The organism is Sporomusa sphaeroides DSM 2875 (assembly GCF_001941975.2).
Taxonomy (GTDB): domain Bacteria; phylum Bacillota; class Negativicutes; order Sporomusales; family Sporomusaceae; genus Sporomusa; species Sporomusa sphaeroides.
Window position 1 is genome coordinate 3,376,285 of the sequence record NZ_CP146991.1, and the last position, 14,754, is coordinate 3,391,038.

Sequence of the window (14,754 nt, forward strand, 5' to 3'; positions counted from 1 at the left end):
TACCCGGCACTAAAACTCTGTCAGTTATTTATCTGCTTTATATACGGCACAGCCAATCGCCCCATTGAGCTGGGGATGCTCGGGGACAATAACCTCTGCCCCCATTTCCCGGGTAATAAATGTCTTGATGGCACTGCCCAACGCCACACCGCCGGTAAATACGATTTTATCGCTTTTGAGCGCACTCAGCATGGGTTTAATCCGTTTATAAATACTATAGTTGACCCCGGCTGCCAGTTCAGCCGTAGTATACCCTTCCACCATTCGCCCGATGAGTTCCGATTCCCCGAAAATAGCGCAGGTAGCGCTAAGCTCTACCGGATTTTCACTGTAATCGGCCAATTCTGCCAGCGAAATGTCCAGCACAGCTGCCATATTTTCCAGATAGCGTCCGGTACTGGCCGCACATTTGTCATTGGTTTGAAAATCCACCATCCGGCCTTTGCGGACTTTGATGACTTTGCTGTCCTGTCCGCCTAAATCCAAAAGCGTAAAGTCTGTCAGTCCGGTCTGATAGCTTGCGCCCAGCATATGGGCCTTCAGCTCGGGAATAATGGTTGCGCCGACAATAGCAATGGTATTGCGGCCATAACCGGTGGCCGTCAGGCTGGTCACCGCCGGCAACCCCAGCGCCCCGAAGTCCACCGCCAGGCCCTTGTCTGTCCGCTGGCCATACTCCCGGTAAAACCTGGCTGTCTCATATACATTGGCGGCGGCAAGCTGTTTGGTGCCGGGATTCATAATGACCAGCTTCACACTACGGCTGCCCAGATCGATACCACATTGCATAAGCTTTGCCTCCTTCTAGTAGTCTGCCAAGACTAACGCAGCATCTCCAGAAAGCTGTCAATCCGCAGCCTGGTTCTGGCATCTATTTTTCCGGGTTTATCCCCTTCAATGGTCAGAATCGGTATGTCCAGTTTCTCGCGTAAAATAATGTCCTCAATCTGGCGAAAACAGAAGCTTTGCACATAATGGACAATACCGTCCAGATTGCGCCTTTCTATCTCGGCCTCAATATCCTTAATCCGGCCAAATACACCGTACGGATAGGTATAAAGCCGGTACTGCTCAACAATATCGTCGGTAACAAACGGCATAGCAAACTGCCGCTGCACTTCATTGTACACCACCCGGGCCCCCATAGTCTCCAAATAGGGGTATAAATCAGGAAAAATCGGCGGCACACCGATAAAGCCCAACCGGAGATCATCGGTATATTCGGCGGCACTCGCCGTCTTGGTCAGGAAAGCATCCACATCTGCCTCAAAAGCAGTCAGATCACTATTAAAATCACTGCAGCTTACCTGGTACAAATGGTTATGGAAACCGCTAACCGTGTTTTCCTCCCAGGTTAGCCGGTCAATCTCAGCTACTTTCAGGCGCAGCTTATCTAACTGGCGTTTGACGGCAGCTACCGCCTCCCAGTCGGTTCCCAGGGCGCCCATTAGCTTTTCCATTTGCAATTTCAATAAATCATAATCCCGGTCATACGGATAGGCAAAGGGAATGGTCTCAACCCCTGCCAGCTCATAGGTTTCCATCAATGCGTGAGTATTGCTGCAGTCGCCCTGGGTAACGGCAATGACCTTATCAATACCGTCACCGGTATTACCATCCCGATTAACCACAATGGAATACAAGCCCTTGATCCAGCCGCAAATATTGCGGGGATACCCGGCCTCTTCGGCAGCTTCCACAAATTTTCCGGCTTCCGGGCTGGTAATAAATATATTGTTAAGGTCAACAGGGATATGCCCTGCCGCCAGAATAATTTCAACCGGCACAGTTGTTGTGATGCCGATGCGGGTCATAGTTATCTCGCCTCCAGACATGTAAGACAGAGGATAGCCTCTATCCTCTGTCTTATGGAAAGAATATTATTGCGCGGCAGCTTTTTGGGCAACCAAACCATAGTTTTTAATAATAACAATCGGCGTTTTCTGACTAGCATTACCAAACGGGTTATCTATGAGAATCCGCGCCAGTTCGGCAGGGTCAAGCCCTTGCGTCACTCCCAGCACGGCCGCCCGCTTGAGGTCATTGACATCAGCCACCGCGGCACCATGGCACCCCAGCCGCTGTTTTATGGCTTCCGCCACCCCATGGGGGTCGGCTGGCCCGTACACCAGGTGCTTATCAAAAGGCGGCATCGTGCCGGTAACATCGTCAATCAGCGCTGTCTGCCCACCAGCCAGCTGGTAAAACAAACCGTTTTTCCCCACCAGTTTGCCAAGCATGCCAATGAACATCGACCAGGCTATCCGCCAGCTGCCTTCTGCATTCATGGCACTCTGCATGCCATAGGAGCTGGATAAACTGCCTTCCTGCGGCACAAAGCGGCAAAGCACCCTGGCCAATAAGGACAGCGTCATCTCCTCCGGCCGCACAATTCGCCCCTGGGTAATGGCGACAACACTTTCAGCCACAGTTACCACATCATGGGGACCAATATCCTCTTTGGCATATTTTTCAATAATATCAACAATATCATCTTTATCGGTAAGTATCCGGGTAGGCACCGGTTGTAGCGCTAGCGCCTGCTCAGTCATATGTATTCCCCCTATCTGGCTGCAGCCTGTTCGCCGGCAGCAAGAGCCCTATGTATTTCGTCGGCCGTCATAACCAGCCGCTCTTTGTTTATATACCATGGACCGCGGGCAACCACCTGATAGACAATGTCAATAGGCATGTCTACCATATCGGCAAGTGCAGCCTTGATATCGCCTGATTTTGCCGTAAATTTCACCGTCAAAATAATCGAGCCGCCGGTATTCTTAAGAACAATGTAGGCTTCCCAGTAACCGTCACTCCGGTTAGCCTTGTCCAGCGTCAGCCGGGAATCAACCTCCACGGCGTCAAACTGTTCACAGGGCAACAAGTGCCGGGGATATACGTCCATTAAGGTACCGCCCTGGGTTCCATTATTGACAAAGGGAATCTGGCTCACAAAAGTTGCCGTATCCTCGGTGATGCCGGTCAGGCTGAAAGCGGTACGCTGGTCAACCACGAATTTGAAATTAGCATCCCCCTGGTTAGCGATAAACAGCCATATGCCAACCACCGCGCCTACCACAATAAGTAATAAAATAGCTAGAAACTCCACACTACTGCCTCCGTATCCGGGTATCATCGGACAGAAACCCTATAATTTAAACTTCTATCTATAATCCAATAAATTAACCAATTCAAACCTGAGAGAGAGTTCCTCCGCCCAGGGAAATTCAATAGCACCGGCGACAAACTGCTCAGCCCGCGGCAAATCGGCGGAAAAGCACAGCCGCACCCGTCCTTGCGCCCGCGTGGTAAGCTTGTCATGATGGGCAAGTGTAGTACGCGCCTCGGCAGCCGTTTCTCTGGCCGGGTCAATAAGCACCACATCCGGACCCATAACCTGCCTGATCACCGGAATAATAAACGGATAATGGGTACAACCCAGTATCAAGGCGTCAATCGCGGCTTCCTTGAGTGGCAGCAGATAATCGGTAACCGCACTTTCCAGCTCAGGCCCAAAAAGCTTTCCCTGTTCGATAAGGGGTACAAGCCGGGGACAGGCCTGAACCGCAACCGTTGCCGCCGGTTCTTCGGCTTTAATTGCCTGGACATGTTTACCACTGGCAATGGTAGCCGCTGTAGCCATAACGCCAATGCGCTTGTTGCGGCTGGCAGCCAGTGCCGCCCGGGCACCATAGTTTACTCCTGTCAATAAAAAGGGGACTTTGGTACCTGCTTGTTCAAAACCAATTGCTTTCATGGTATTGCAGGCAATAATCGCCAGCTTGACTTGCTGTGCAGAAAAGAAAGGTAGGATTTCATGCAAGAATCGTAAAATTTCCGCAGGCGGCCGTGAGCCATATGGAGTCCGGGCAGTATCGCCAAAATAGATAACATCTTCTCCCGGCAATAAGTTAAGCACTTCCCGGAGAACGGTAAGCCCACCCAGGCCGGAATCAAAAATCCCGATTGGCGCACTATCTCCCATGACGCCACCTCCTATCTACTTAGTCTTTCTTGGCGCCATATATAATATGCAGGCAAAGGGTACACGAACAGGTTTACGGGAAAGGCGTACTGAGTTTGGCAAAATACTTGTCCGGCAAACGGATAATCCGGCCTTGTCTGTCCGTAAAGGCGTTTTGGGTACGCCCGGTAGCCAGCAGCAGGCCGTCATGCTCTCTCAGCACCCGGTAAGTAAAAATCATTTTTACTTTTGATACTTCAGCCAAAACAGCTTCGATAAGAATACAGTCATCAAATTTAGCCGAAGCCCGGTATTTGCACGCCACATCGGTAATCGGAAAAACAATATCCTCATCCAGCATATCGGTAAGCAAAATGCCAATCTGCCGCAGATACTCCACTCTGGCCATTTCAAACCAGCGAAAGTAATTGGAGTGGTGTACCACTCCCATCAAATCGGTTTCAACAAATCTTACTTTATCCCGTACGGTAATCATACGCACATATCCTGCCTTATTTATTGATAAAAAGCTATACTTGCTGTTAGGATAAGAAAAAAAGCACGCTATCAGCATGCTGGTAGAAGAATTTATGTATTTATTGTACTCTTGATTGGACATTTTTGTCAATGCCAGATTGCGCTGCCGGGGGCAAACTCCCTCTAGCGGTAACGTAAATTTAACCTTACAATAAAATTAATGAGAATAATTCTCAAATTTTCCATACATGCTATTGACGTGACGTATCATTCACTTTATAATTTAATTGAGAATAATTTTCATTTAAGGGGTGGCAATCATGTCCGTATTTATCGTAGGTGCTGACGACTTAGGCAATATTCCCGCCAATCTCCTGAAAGCAGGCGTTAAATCAATGAAGCACTTCAAAGGACGCAAACGGGTGTCTGAAGATATTCAGATACCGGCAGACACTGATTTAGTATTAGTCTTTACCGATTACTTATCTCATAATATTGCCGAACTGGTAAAACGCAAAGCCAAGGAAGCAACACTGCCTGTAGTATTTTCCAAGCGCTCATGGAGTCATCTTCAGGAAAAACTCCAGCCCTTCATGCAATGAGCGAGCCAAATAGTTAAGCCTGGATAAATAGTATGATTTATCCAGGCTTAACTATTTGCCGCTTTAGGTAGGACTAAGAAAATGCTGAAGCGCGCAAAACATGTATACATCCTGTTGGACAGAAAGAACCTCCTGCAATTGCAGGAGGCCATAAAAGAAATGTATGTCAAAGAAAGAAGAAGAGGGAATGGCATTGCTGCCTTTCTTGGTTTAAGTTTATATCAATTACTGTTATTTGTCAATAATGATTATCCAAAATATTTCAGTGTCTTAGCCATTGACAGCTTATGCCAGCAACACTGCCAGATAAACGATACCGGCAAAAACCATCAGGCTCCCTCTTAGCGGCCATACCCGTGCTTCCGGTTTGCCGGCCTGCTGTTTTGTTGAGTTTTGAGCTAGTAACATCAATCTCACATCCTTGTCTCAATTAAATATAATTACTAATTAATATTGATTGTATTTTACCATAATTTATGCTGCATTACAAGCCTGTACAAAAAAATACCCGGCAACATCAAGTCACCAGGACAGGCAAGCAGCGGAAATATTATGGTTTTTTCTTATTGGCCGCAGGTGCGACATGGGAAAACATCCTTATAACCCAGAGAAGTATAATGGCTCCGGCAGTACTTGCAATGATGGCTCCGATGGTGCCATATGTGGTTATTCCCAAGAAGCCGAATAGATATCCGCCAATAAAAGAACCGACGACGCCTGTTGCCAGGTCGCCCCAGAGCCCAAATCCCCCGCCGCGTGAAATCATCCCGGCCAGCCAGCCGGAAATCAAGCCAATGGCCAAAAACCAAATCAATTGCATGATTGTTTACTCCTTTCGTGCAATAATGATTGTTTGCTTTCTATCGTTCCCTTTTTGTTTCCGCGCTATGCATAATTTACTTTGCAGCCTGCTGCTGCATAGCCGCCTGATGTAAGGCAGCGCCTATCCGGCTGATGTGAAAGGGTTTTACCGGCCTTCGTATAGAGTCATGGCTATTTGCCATAATATCTATGACTCTATCATGGTGTTTAAGGAGGAACGGCTCATGAATAAGGATAAACCGCTGCTGGCCGCGATAATTGGGGGACTATCGACTATCTCAGCCGAAATTATTTCCCGTATTATGCTTGCTCTCGGTATTGGCCAGTATAGTATTTATCTGCTGGACAGCCTGATCTTAACTATGAACAGGCCGAATTTTTTCCTGGGCCTTTATATTAATTTCGTGATCGGCGGACTGGTAGGACTCATATTTTATTATCTTATTAAATGTATTGGGCAGGCTAACCTAATAGTAAAAGGTGCCTTTGTGGGAATGCTTGCCACAACAATAGCGGAAATGATTTTTTCATCAGTCATTGAAGGGACCCATATCCCGCTCAGGCCCATTGGCGACTATTATCTCCATATAGTTGGATCTGCCGGTTTTGGTCTGACGATGGGTATTGCTTTTAAAGCTTACATATTCTTTAAAGATACTGCCGGCAGCAGCTCAAATTAGCCGGTATCCTCCCTTAAGAATCGGTCAGATCATCATGCAGTCTGAATGAAATAATAACAACATTGGCACCTGTACCGAAAGCAGGCGCCAATGTTGTTGAAAGTCCGAGCAGCCCCGCAGAAGCGGGGCTGCTTATTTAGGCTTTTACACCGGTTGGAACTTCCGGTTCGTCTTCATCTTTTGCTCCCCAGTAGCCGGCCAGCAATGACCCGGTAAAGTTATGCCAGACACTAAAGATGGCTCCGGGAATGGCAGCTATCGGGTCCAGGTGGGCAACGGCCAACGCCACAGCCAGGCCGGAGTTTTCCATACCGATCTCAAAACAAATTGCTTTTGATTTCTTATGATTAATTCCCACAGCACGTGACGCACCATACCCCAGACCCAAGCCCAGCGCATTATGCAAGGCAACCGCCACAAAGGCAATGCCGGCAACTACGGCAAGCTTGGCTGCGCTTAGTGCAACCACGATGGAAATAATCGCAATAATGGACAGGACGGAAACCAAGGGGATGACCTTGGCAATACGGTCAACAAAATCGGAAGCAAAGCCGCGGATTAAAATGCCTAAGGTTACGGGAAAAAGGACGATGATCAGGATATCGAGAAGCAATGCCTTGGCATCAATGGGAATAAGCGACCCTGCCAGGAATAAGAAGATATAGGGTGTCAGAATCGGAGCCAGAATGGTATTGATACTGGAAACGGTTACCGACAGCGCCGTATCACCTTTGGCAATAAAGGTCATTACGTTGGAGGCCGTTCCACTCGGACACGCGCCTACCAGAATCAGGCCTGCGGCAAGAGCCGGCGGCAAATCCAGGAGCTTGGCGACGCCAAATGCCACACCAGGCATAATAAGGCAACGCAGAAAAACACCATAAAGTACATCTTTAGGACGCGTAAATACTAATCTGAAGTCATCCAGACTCATGGTAAGCCCCATACCCAGCATGATCAAGCCCAGCAGATATGGTATAAATTTGCCGAAGGGCTTAAACGGCTCAGGCGAGAAAAAAGCGATGCCGGCAAAAATCACAACCCAGAGAGGGAACAGCTTGGTAATAAATTTAACAATTTTTTCAAATGTATTCAAGTAACTTCCTCCTTCTTATTTCAGAACAGCGCCCTTGCTGCCGGAGGTAACCAGCTTGGCATAACGAGCCAGGTAACCGGTGGTAACTTTAGGCTGCGGCGCAACCCAGGCCGCTTTACGCCGGCTCATTTCCTCATCAGAGATATTGACATTCAGTTTCCTTGCCGGAATATCAATGCTGATAAGGTCGCCGTCCTGCAATAAGCCGATAGGTCCGCCTTCCGCAGCTTCCGGCGAAATATGTCCGATGCAAGCCCCTTGTGTTGCCCCGCTGAAACGGCCATCGGTGAGCAGAGCCACCCTCAGGCCCATGCCGGTGATAACCGCCGTCGGATTGAGCATTTCCTTCATGCCGGGACCACCCTTAGGCCCTTCATAGCGAATAACAACTACATTGCCATCTTTAATCTGCCTGCCGACAATAGCTTCGATGGCCTCATCCTCAGAATTGAAGACACGGGCAGTACCTTCGAATACAAGCATGTCCTCAGCAACGGCACTTTCCTTAACAACTGCGCCATCCGGTGCCAGATTGCCGTATAATATGGCAATTCCCCCCTTGTTGCGGTATGGATTATCCACTGTCCGGATAACTTCCGCCCGCTTAATCGCCGCTGTTTCCAGCCGGTCGGCAACAGTACCCTCTACCGTCTTAGCGTCACAATGGATAATCCCGCGTTTTGCGAGTTCTTTCATAACTGCCGCCATACCGCCGGCCTCATTCAGGTCCTGAATGTGATAAGTGCCGCCAGGGCTAAGTTTAGTGATGTAAGGCGTCTTGGCACTCATTTCTTCAAACAAAGTCAGGGGCAGTTCTACCCCTGCTTCATGAGCGATAGCGGTAAGATGCAGTACCGTATTGGAGGAACCGCCAATGCCCATATCAACGGCTATCGCGTTTTCAAAGGCTTGACGGGTCAGAATGTCACGGGGTTTGAGATCTTGGTTCACCAGGTCAACAATTAATGAACCGGCCCGTTTTGCCATCATGGTCCTGACGCCATATTGCACTGCAGGTATTGTACCGTTGCCAGGTAAAGCCATCCCCAGGACCTCAGTCATACAGTTCATGGTGTTGGCGGTAAACATCCCGGAACAGGAGCCACAGCCCGGACAGGCCGATTTCTCCATTTCATCAAGCTCCTGGGCGCTTATTTTACCGGCTTCAAACTTGCCTGCCGCTTCAAACATGGTGCTGACACTAATATCACGGCCCTCATACCGTCCGGCCATCATCGGCCCGCCGCTCATCACGATCGCCGGGATATTCAGCCTGGCAGCAGCCATCAGCATGCCTGGTACGATCTTGTCACAGTTAGGCACAAGCACTAAGCCGTCGAAGCCGTGTCCGATAGCCATAGCTTCAATAGAATCGGCAATTAATTCACGGCTTGGCAGCGGATATTTCATACCATCATGCCCCATGGCAATGCCGTCACAAATTCCAATGGCCGGAAATTCAACAGCCATGCCGCCTCCGGCTGCAACCCCAAGTTTAACGGCTTCGGCAACTTTTCTAAGATGAATATGTCCGGGGATTATTTCATTAAAAGCATTTACGATACCAATCATCGGCTTGTTTAGTTCCTCAGGCGTATATCCCATGGCATAAAACAAAGAACGGTGTGCGGCCCGAGTTGAACCCTTTTTCGCAATATCACTTCTCACTCTTTGATCACTCCTTGTATTAATTTGTATTTTTATTATAATCAAATTTTTCATACTATTCTTTGAGAATGTTTCTTTTGTTTTTTAAAATCTTGTTCAAATATGGCTGCTTACCTGTAAATCATTGATAATGTATGAGATTCTTTTAAAATTTTACGGTATTTCTGTTTTTCGCAAAAAAATAAACAGGTAATGGCATTTCACCACCTGTTTATTTCTGCTTTTTTAAATAGGTTTTACGGAATTGCAGAGGGGTTATATCCATGTGATGTTTAAAGCAGGTGGCAAAATAAGCCGCATCATTAAATCCAACCCTGCCGGCAATTTCAGTTATTGTCAAATCAGTATCGCGCAGCAGTTTTTCCGCTGCCAGCAGTCGAACCTCCTGAATATAGTCAACCAGCGACTTTCCCGTATACTGCTTAAACATTTTGCTTAAATGCGACGGACTGACAAATACGGCTGCCGCAATATCCTTTAACTGTATGGGTGACTCTATGTTTTTTTCTACAAAATGTTCAACAGCCTCTACCAAAGATGCCTTTTTGGTATCGTCGGCTTTCGTCGCGGCGAAAGCCTGCTCGGCGGCGCGTGTAATGAGATTGGCAATTTCATTCGGACGAACCGGCTTTAACAAGTAGTCGGTTACACCGGCCCGAAAAGCCGTTCTGGCATATTCAAAATCGTTATACGCGGAAATAATGATAATCCGGGTGTTTTTATTCTCCTCAATAATTTGCTCAGCCACCCGCAGGCCGTCACAGCCGGGCATGCGAATGTCCAAAAGAACCAGTTCGGGATGATATTGCTGCGCAAGGTGAATGGCATCCACGCCGTTATCGGTTTCAAACACCTGCGCTACCGGCAGCTTTTCTTTATCAATAACACTTTTAACAAAGGTCCGCACCATTTGTTCGTCATCGGCTACTAACAGTTTAATTTCCCGCATGATGAGTATCTCCTGTTTTAGGAAATGACAGGCTTACGGTTGTACCTGCCTGAGGTTTGCTCTTGATTTCAAAGGTATAATTATTATTAAAATAATACTGCAGACGGTTTTTAACCGAGCTTAAGCCTATGTTATTGCACCCATGAGGTGAATCTTTTTTGTTTTCGGGATCAAAGCCGATGCCGTCATCCTGGATCGTACAATGGATATAGTTTTCTACCGCACCGATTGTTATTTTAATATTGCCCTGCCTGACTTCGCCCTCAAAGCCGTGAATAATTGCGTTCTCAGCCAGAGGTTGCAACAGCATGCTGGGGATTAGGAAGTTTTCAAGAGCTTCCTGTACATCCAGATCAATTGTCAAGCGATCACCAAAACGGGATAGTTGAATCTGCAGATAGCTGTTCAGGATTTTTAACTCCTCCGATAGTGGAACCAGTTGTTCATTCTTTTTCAGCGTATAACGCAGCAAATCAGATAAGTTCCATACAAGATTGGCGACTCGTTCCGCCCCGTCGACATACGCCATTTGCGCAATGGTATTAAGCGTGTTGAATAAAAAGTGCGGCTGTATCTGAGATTGCAATAGCTTTAAGTCCGCCTCCCGCAGGGCTTTTTCCAGCTTTGCTTTGGCTATTTGCTCTTCAATGATGGACATTTTACTGCTGTCTAATTCTTTTTGACGCTTTGCCGAAGCTACCATGTCGGTTATGCAGCTGGCTACAGTACGCATAGCTTCTGCCGACAAATATAATCTGTTTTTCAGTTCCAGCCGTATTTGAGAATATAGCCGCAACAGTTGTTCCTCCGGTATATGGAACCTGCCGGAGAGATATTTCATATTTTTCCTGGTAATGCCTTCATCGACTTTTCTCAAAAATACCTGTCCGCAGATAATGTAGCCAAAAACCTGATTGCCGCTGTATATGGGGATAATAATACTCATAATATCATTACAGCATTTGAACAAATAAGGCTTATCAAAGCAATCGATTTGCCGGCAAGCCTCTTGAATTTTGCTGGTGCAGTAGTTGGGTGAGCTGTTGTCGCTTAGCAGCTGGCAAAATTCAGGATAATTCCTGGTCCGCATGATAAGCTCGCCGTTGTTATCAAGAATTGACAGCCCCATGCCAATGACATCGGAAAACTTGCTCAGAATATCACCAAGCGCCTGATAGTCAATAAAGGCTTTAATATCTGCCCCGTCGCCGTTCAGCGGGACCGCTGCCGGTGCTTTCATGGGAACCTGAAACCCCGCCGGTGTATAGACAATAAATAATTTGAGCTCTTCAGAACCTGTATTGATAATCTGATGTTGGGAATGTGGGGGAACATGATGTATATCACGCGGATATATATCATGTTCCCTGGTCCCAATCCTTTGCTTGCCGCTGCCGGAAATTACATAAATGACCTGCTCATTATTAGAATGGACATGCAGTTCCTCAACAGTATAAGGATTGAAGGTTACAATACCGGCACATAGCCGCCCTCTCTCCAGGTTACTGGGATCCACATACCACAACGTTGTCCCCCAGTCAAAATATTGAATTTTTCCTCCGGAATCAAATTGTGTCATATTCTTGCTCCTAACCCGCAATGCAGGCAGTATTCATTAACTATTATTGTTACTATACTTTACACAACATTCCTCTGACATTCAATACTAAGCCTGACAATTCATCAAATACATACCGGCCGGCTAACCTCTTTTGTTTGATTGCCGCCAGATGCCCAGCTTTTCGGCGCCCTTAATCAATTCCTCACAGAATGCCGGATGGGCGATGCTGATAATGCGTTCTGCCCGCTCCCAGGTAGAACGCCCTGCCAGATCGGCAATTCCCCATTCGGTTACCAGATAATGCGCCTGGGTACGGGGGTTTGTAACCACCGCACACTCGGGCAGATGGGGCTGTATCCGGGAGTGCATTTGCCCGGTTCGCTTATCGGTGAAGGTAGAAGTAAAACAGATAAAGCTTTTTCCTCCCTTTGACAGATACCCGCCGGTTAAAAAATCAAGTTGGCCGCCGGTACCGCTAATTTGACGGCTTCCCGAGGTTTCTGACGTGACTTGGCCAAACAGGTCCACTTCGATACAGTTGTTAATGGTTACAAGATTATCATTTTGGGCCATCGTATGAGGATCATTCGCATAATCGATAGGCATAGACGCCAAGGTGGGGTTGGCATTAACCCAGTCATACAGTTCCCGGCTGCCGGCGCAAAAAGAAAATATGCCCTTGCCGGTGTCAATATTTTTGGCCAAATTTGTTATTTTGCCAGCCTTAGCCATGGTCATAAATGCATCCACCAGCATCTCGGTATGCATGCCCAGGTTTTTCAAATCCGACTCGGCGATCATTGTCCCCACCGCATTGGGAAGTGCGCCAACACCTAACTGAATAGTTGCGCCATCCTGAATGTTATCCAGAATAATCGCTGCAATTTTTTTATCTACGGCGGAAACAGCTGCCGGGGCAATTACAGGCAGTTCCGGGTTGTCGCCTTCAACAATAAAATCAACCGCACTGATGTGTATGCAGTTCTCCCTGCCGCCGGCAACAACAGGAAGCCGCTCGTTTATTTCCAAAATAACAATTTTCGCTTTTTCGGCAATGGCTTTGGAAGCAGAGTTGGTTAAAGAAAAACTAAAATTTCCCTGTGCATCCATTGGCGCGACGGTAAACATAGCCACATCCACTTCCAGACTTTTTCGGTAGAACAGCGGCATGTTCCGGTAAATCATCGGGATATAATGACATAACCCCTGATCACTCAGCTTTCTTTCATAGCCGCTCAGATGCCAGCTATTATAACAAAAATGTTCCCGCTCAGGATCTACCTCAACAATATGTAACGGTTGCAGGGCAAGTCCTCCCCGCACCTTAACGTCTTTCAATCCGTCTTTGCGGGCGGCCAGCGCTTTATCCAGCGTGACCGGCTGCGCCAAACCGAAATTGTAGTCAACCCAGTCGCCGGCTTTCACGACACTTACAGCCTGCCCGGCAGAAACCAGCTTTGCCCGGTATTGCTCCATTAATCCCATAATTACTTCACTCCTTGTATGATTGGCTTAGCCGCTGTTACAGCCAGGACATAGGATTCTCCTGACCGGCAAGGCTGACAAAGGTAATAAAAAGCGGAGAGCCGGTTGGATCTGTACATCCAAACTCAAGTCCTCCGCTTCTTCCATGGTCACTGACTAGTTGGCAGCTTGCTTGGCCACACATTGCGCGCCACGGGTGGCGGCATCCATATTGGCTTCTGCTACTCCTGGTTTACTGCCAAACTGTTTTTCTAAAACCTTTTGCAGAAAACTTTTATCAACAATCTCAGTTGCGCCAGCCAAAGCTCCGAGCGCAATCATATTGAGAAAACGAATATTACCGCACTCAGTCGCAATCTCATTCATCGGCACATAATATACCTGAATATCCGTACGGGTGGACTGCCGCTCTATCAGGGAACTGTTAATGATCAGGACCCCTCCCGGCCGGACAGCTGCCTCGAATTTATCCAGGGACGGTGCATTCATCACAACCAGCGCCGTTGGTTTGGTCACAATAGGGGAACCTATTTCCCCGTCAGCGATAATCGTCGAACACGACGCAGTTCCGCCGCGCATTTCCGGACCATATGCCGGAAACCAGGATACTTCTTTGCCGGCAAGCATTCCTGCATAAGCCAGCAAACGTCCGGCCAGCAATACGCCCTGGCCTCCAAAACCAGCAAATGTTACTTCATGCATCATGTCAGCAATTCTCCTTATCTTTAATGATCCCCAGCGGGAATACCTGCGTCATGGTCTCATCAACAAATGCATTTGCTTTTACCGGCGTCATCCCCCAGTTCGTCGGACAGGTGGCCAGAACTTCCACCATAGTAAAGCCATCGCCCCGCAGCTGCCGTGTAAAAGCCTCTTTGATGGCGGCTTTCGCCTTAGTAAGATGAGCCGGGGTATTAACGGCTACCCGGGCTAGATACTTGGCCCCATCCAGGGTGGCCAGCATTTCCGAAACCCGCATCGGCGACCCTGCTTCCTCAACTTTCCTGCCGAACGGCGAGGTGGCTGTAGTTTGCCCCTCTAAGGTAGTCGGTGCCATTTGACCGCCAGTCATTCCATAAATGATATTATTTACGAATATTGTGGTAAACTTTTCTCCGCGCAAAGCGGCATGCACAATTTCAGCACAGCCGATAGCAGCCAGGTCTCCGTCCCCCTGATAAGTAAATACCACCGCATCGGGATGGACCCGCTTCACGGCGGAAGCGATAGCCGGCGCCCGTCCGTGCGCTGCCTGAACCGCATCCATATTAAAATACTGATGCGCATTTACCGAACAGCCTACCGGCTCTACCAGAATCGCTTTATCCAGCACACCCAGTTCGGTGATTACTTCTGCCACAAGTCTGTGCACAATTCCGTGATGACAGCCGGGACAGTAATGGGTCGGAGTATCCAGGAGGCCTTCGGTTATGGCAAATATTTTTTCCTCCAT

The 14,754-nt window shown here is 48.0% G+C and carries 17 protein-coding genes; 2 read left to right on the forward strand and 15 right to left on the reverse strand.

The window, feature by feature from the left end; all coding sequences use genetic code 11:
• Window positions 1-24: 24 nt before the first annotated feature.
• The 6 genes from SPSPH_RS15810 to SPSPH_RS15835 form a co-directional block, all read right to left on the reverse strand.
• On the reverse strand, window positions 25-789 hold the full coding sequence (locus tag SPSPH_RS15810; RefSeq protein ID WP_075757285.1) for an acyl-CoA dehydratase activase: 765 nt from the start codon (window positions 787-789) through the stop codon (window positions 25-27).
• 32 nt (window positions 790-821) lie between these two features.
• On the reverse strand, window positions 822-1,814 hold the full coding sequence (locus SPSPH_RS15815) for a 2-hydroxyacyl-CoA dehydratase family protein (protein ID WP_075757284.1): 993 nt from the start codon (window positions 1,812-1,814) through the stop codon (window positions 822-824).
• Window positions 1,815-1,880: 66 nt separating this feature from the next.
• Window positions 1,881-2,552: a coenzyme F420-0:L-glutamate ligase gene (locus SPSPH_RS15820; protein ID WP_075757283.1), complete on the reverse strand. Its 672-nt coding sequence runs from the start codon at window positions 2,550-2,552 to the stop codon at window positions 1,881-1,883.
• Window positions 2,553-2,563: 11 nt separating this feature from the next.
• On the reverse strand, window positions 2,564-3,106 hold the full coding sequence (locus SPSPH_RS15825; protein ID WP_083945675.1) for a hypothetical protein: 543 nt from the start codon (window positions 3,104-3,106) through the stop codon (window positions 2,564-2,566).
• A 54-nt stretch (window positions 3,107-3,160) separates the two neighbouring features.
• A complete protein-coding gene (murI, locus tag SPSPH_RS15830) occupies window positions 3,161-3,982 on the reverse strand; it encodes a glutamate racemase (RefSeq protein WP_075757281.1) in 822 nt (273 codons plus the stop codon).
• A 73-nt stretch (window positions 3,983-4,055) separates the two neighbouring features.
• The gene (locus SPSPH_RS15835; RefSeq protein WP_075757280.1) at window positions 4,056-4,457 is read right to left on the reverse strand and encodes an acyl-CoA thioesterase; all 402 of its coding nucleotides are present in this window, start codon (window positions 4,455-4,457) and stop codon (window positions 4,056-4,058) included.
• Window positions 4,458-4,758: 301 nt separating this feature from the next.
• Between SPSPH_RS15835 and SPSPH_RS15840 the strand changes: the two genes are divergently transcribed.
• Window positions 4,759-5,040, forward strand: coding sequence for a DUF2325 domain-containing protein (locus tag SPSPH_RS15840; protein ID WP_075757279.1), 282 nt, complete (start codon window positions 4,759-4,761; stop codon window positions 5,038-5,040).
• 285 nt (window positions 5,041-5,325) lie between these two features.
• Here SPSPH_RS15840 and SPSPH_RS15845 read toward each other — a convergent pair whose 3' ends face one another.
• Together SPSPH_RS15845 and SPSPH_RS15850 are read right to left on the reverse strand one after the other, a co-directional pair.
• Window positions 5,326-5,448: a hypothetical protein gene (locus SPSPH_RS15845; protein ID WP_269147952.1), complete on the reverse strand. Its 123-nt coding sequence runs from the start codon at window positions 5,446-5,448 to the stop codon at window positions 5,326-5,328.
• A gap of 142 nt (window positions 5,449-5,590) precedes the next feature.
• On the reverse strand, window positions 5,591-5,854 hold the full coding sequence (locus tag SPSPH_RS15850; protein WP_181382950.1) for a GlsB/YeaQ/YmgE family stress response membrane protein: 264 nt from the start codon (window positions 5,852-5,854) through the stop codon (window positions 5,591-5,593).
• Window positions 5,855-6,086: 232 nt separating this feature from the next.
• Between SPSPH_RS15850 and SPSPH_RS15855 the strand changes: the two genes are divergently transcribed.
• Window positions 6,087-6,542 carry a hypothetical protein gene (locus SPSPH_RS15855; protein ID WP_075757276.1) on the forward strand — a complete coding sequence of 152 codons (456 nt, stop codon included), beginning with the start codon at window positions 6,087-6,089 and terminating at the stop codon, window positions 6,540-6,542.
• A gap of 136 nt (window positions 6,543-6,678) precedes the next feature.
• On the opposite strand, the gene SPSPH_RS15860 is transcribed toward SPSPH_RS15855, so the two are convergent.
• From SPSPH_RS15860 to SPSPH_RS15890, 7 genes are all read right to left on the reverse strand, one after another.
• Window positions 6,679-7,638: a bile acid:sodium symporter family protein gene (locus SPSPH_RS15860; RefSeq protein WP_075757275.1), complete on the reverse strand. Its 960-nt coding sequence runs from the start codon at window positions 7,636-7,638 to the stop codon at window positions 6,679-6,681.
• 15 nt (window positions 7,639-7,653) lie between these two features.
• On the reverse strand, window positions 7,654-9,306 hold the full coding sequence (ilvD, locus tag SPSPH_RS15865) for a dihydroxy-acid dehydratase (RefSeq protein ID WP_075757274.1): 1,653 nt from the start codon (window positions 9,304-9,306) through the stop codon (window positions 7,654-7,656).
• A 211-nt stretch (window positions 9,307-9,517) separates the two neighbouring features.
• Window positions 9,518-10,255: a response regulator transcription factor gene (locus SPSPH_RS15870; RefSeq protein WP_075757273.1), complete on the reverse strand. Its 738-nt coding sequence runs from the start codon at window positions 10,253-10,255 to the stop codon at window positions 9,518-9,520.
• Window positions 10,242-11,834, reverse strand: a complete 1,593-nt coding sequence (locus tag SPSPH_RS15875) for a histidine kinase (RefSeq protein WP_075757272.1) — start codon at window positions 11,832-11,834, stop codon at window positions 10,242-10,244. Before SPSPH_RS15875 ends, SPSPH_RS15870 begins: the two co-directional genes overlap by 14 nt.
• Before the next feature lie 123 nt (window positions 11,835-11,957).
• Entirely contained in the window at window positions 11,958-13,301 is a 1,344-nt protein-coding gene (locus SPSPH_RS15880) for an acetyl-CoA hydrolase/transferase family protein (protein WP_075757271.1), read from the reverse strand.
• Window positions 13,302-13,457: 156 nt separating this feature from the next.
• Window positions 13,458-14,006: a 2-oxoacid:acceptor oxidoreductase family protein gene (locus tag SPSPH_RS15885; RefSeq protein WP_075757270.1), complete on the reverse strand. Its 549-nt coding sequence runs from the start codon at window positions 14,004-14,006 to the stop codon at window positions 13,458-13,460.
• Between the two features lies 1 nt (window position 14,007).
• Entirely contained in the window at window positions 14,008-14,754 is a 747-nt protein-coding gene (locus SPSPH_RS15890) for a thiamine pyrophosphate-dependent enzyme (protein ID WP_075757269.1), read from the reverse strand.

Coding starts and splice junctions, on each gene's coding strand:
- SPSPH_RS15810 (WP_075757285.1), bottom strand. CDS start 789: ATGCAATGTGGTATCGATCTGGGCAGCCGTAGTGTGAAGCTGGTCATT.
- SPSPH_RS15815 (WP_075757284.1), bottom strand. CDS start 1,814: ATGACCCGCATCGGCATCACAACAACTGTGCCGGTTGAAATTATTCTG.
- SPSPH_RS15820 (WP_075757283.1), bottom strand. CDS start 2,552: ATGACTGAGCAGGCGCTAGCGCTACAACCGGTGCCTACCCGGATACTT.
- murI (WP_075757281.1), bottom strand. CDS start 3,982: ATGGGAGATAGTGCGCCAATCGGGATTTTTGATTCCGGCCTGGGTGGG.
- SPSPH_RS15835 (WP_075757280.1), bottom strand. CDS start 4,457: ATGATTACCGTACGGGATAAAGTAAGATTTGTTGAAACCGATTTGATG.
- SPSPH_RS15840 (WP_075757279.1), top strand. CDS start 4,759: ATGTCCGTATTTATCGTAGGTGCTGACGACTTAGGCAATATTCCCGCC.
- SPSPH_RS15845 (WP_269147952.1), bottom strand. CDS start 5,448: ATGTTACTAGCTCAAAACTCAACAAAACAGCAGGCCGGCAAACCGGAA.
- SPSPH_RS15855 (WP_075757276.1), top strand. CDS start 6,087: ATGAATAAGGATAAACCGCTGCTGGCCGCGATAATTGGGGGACTATCG.
- SPSPH_RS15870 (WP_075757273.1), bottom strand. CDS start 10,255: ATGCGGGAAATTAAACTGTTAGTAGCCGATGACGAACAAATGGTGCGG.
- SPSPH_RS15875 (WP_075757272.1), bottom strand. CDS start 11,834: ATGACACAATTTGATTCCGGAGGAAAAATTCAATATTTTGACTGGGGG.
- SPSPH_RS15880 (WP_075757271.1), bottom strand. CDS start 13,301: ATGGGATTAATGGAGCAATACCGGGCAAAGCTGGTTTCTGCCGGGCAG.
- SPSPH_RS15885 (WP_075757270.1), bottom strand. CDS start 14,006: ATGATGCATGAAGTAACATTTGCTGGTTTTGGAGGCCAGGGCGTATTG.
- SPSPH_RS15890 (WP_075757269.1), bottom strand. CDS start 14,754: ATGGAGGAAAAAATATTTGCCATAACCGAAGGCCTCCTGGATACTCCG.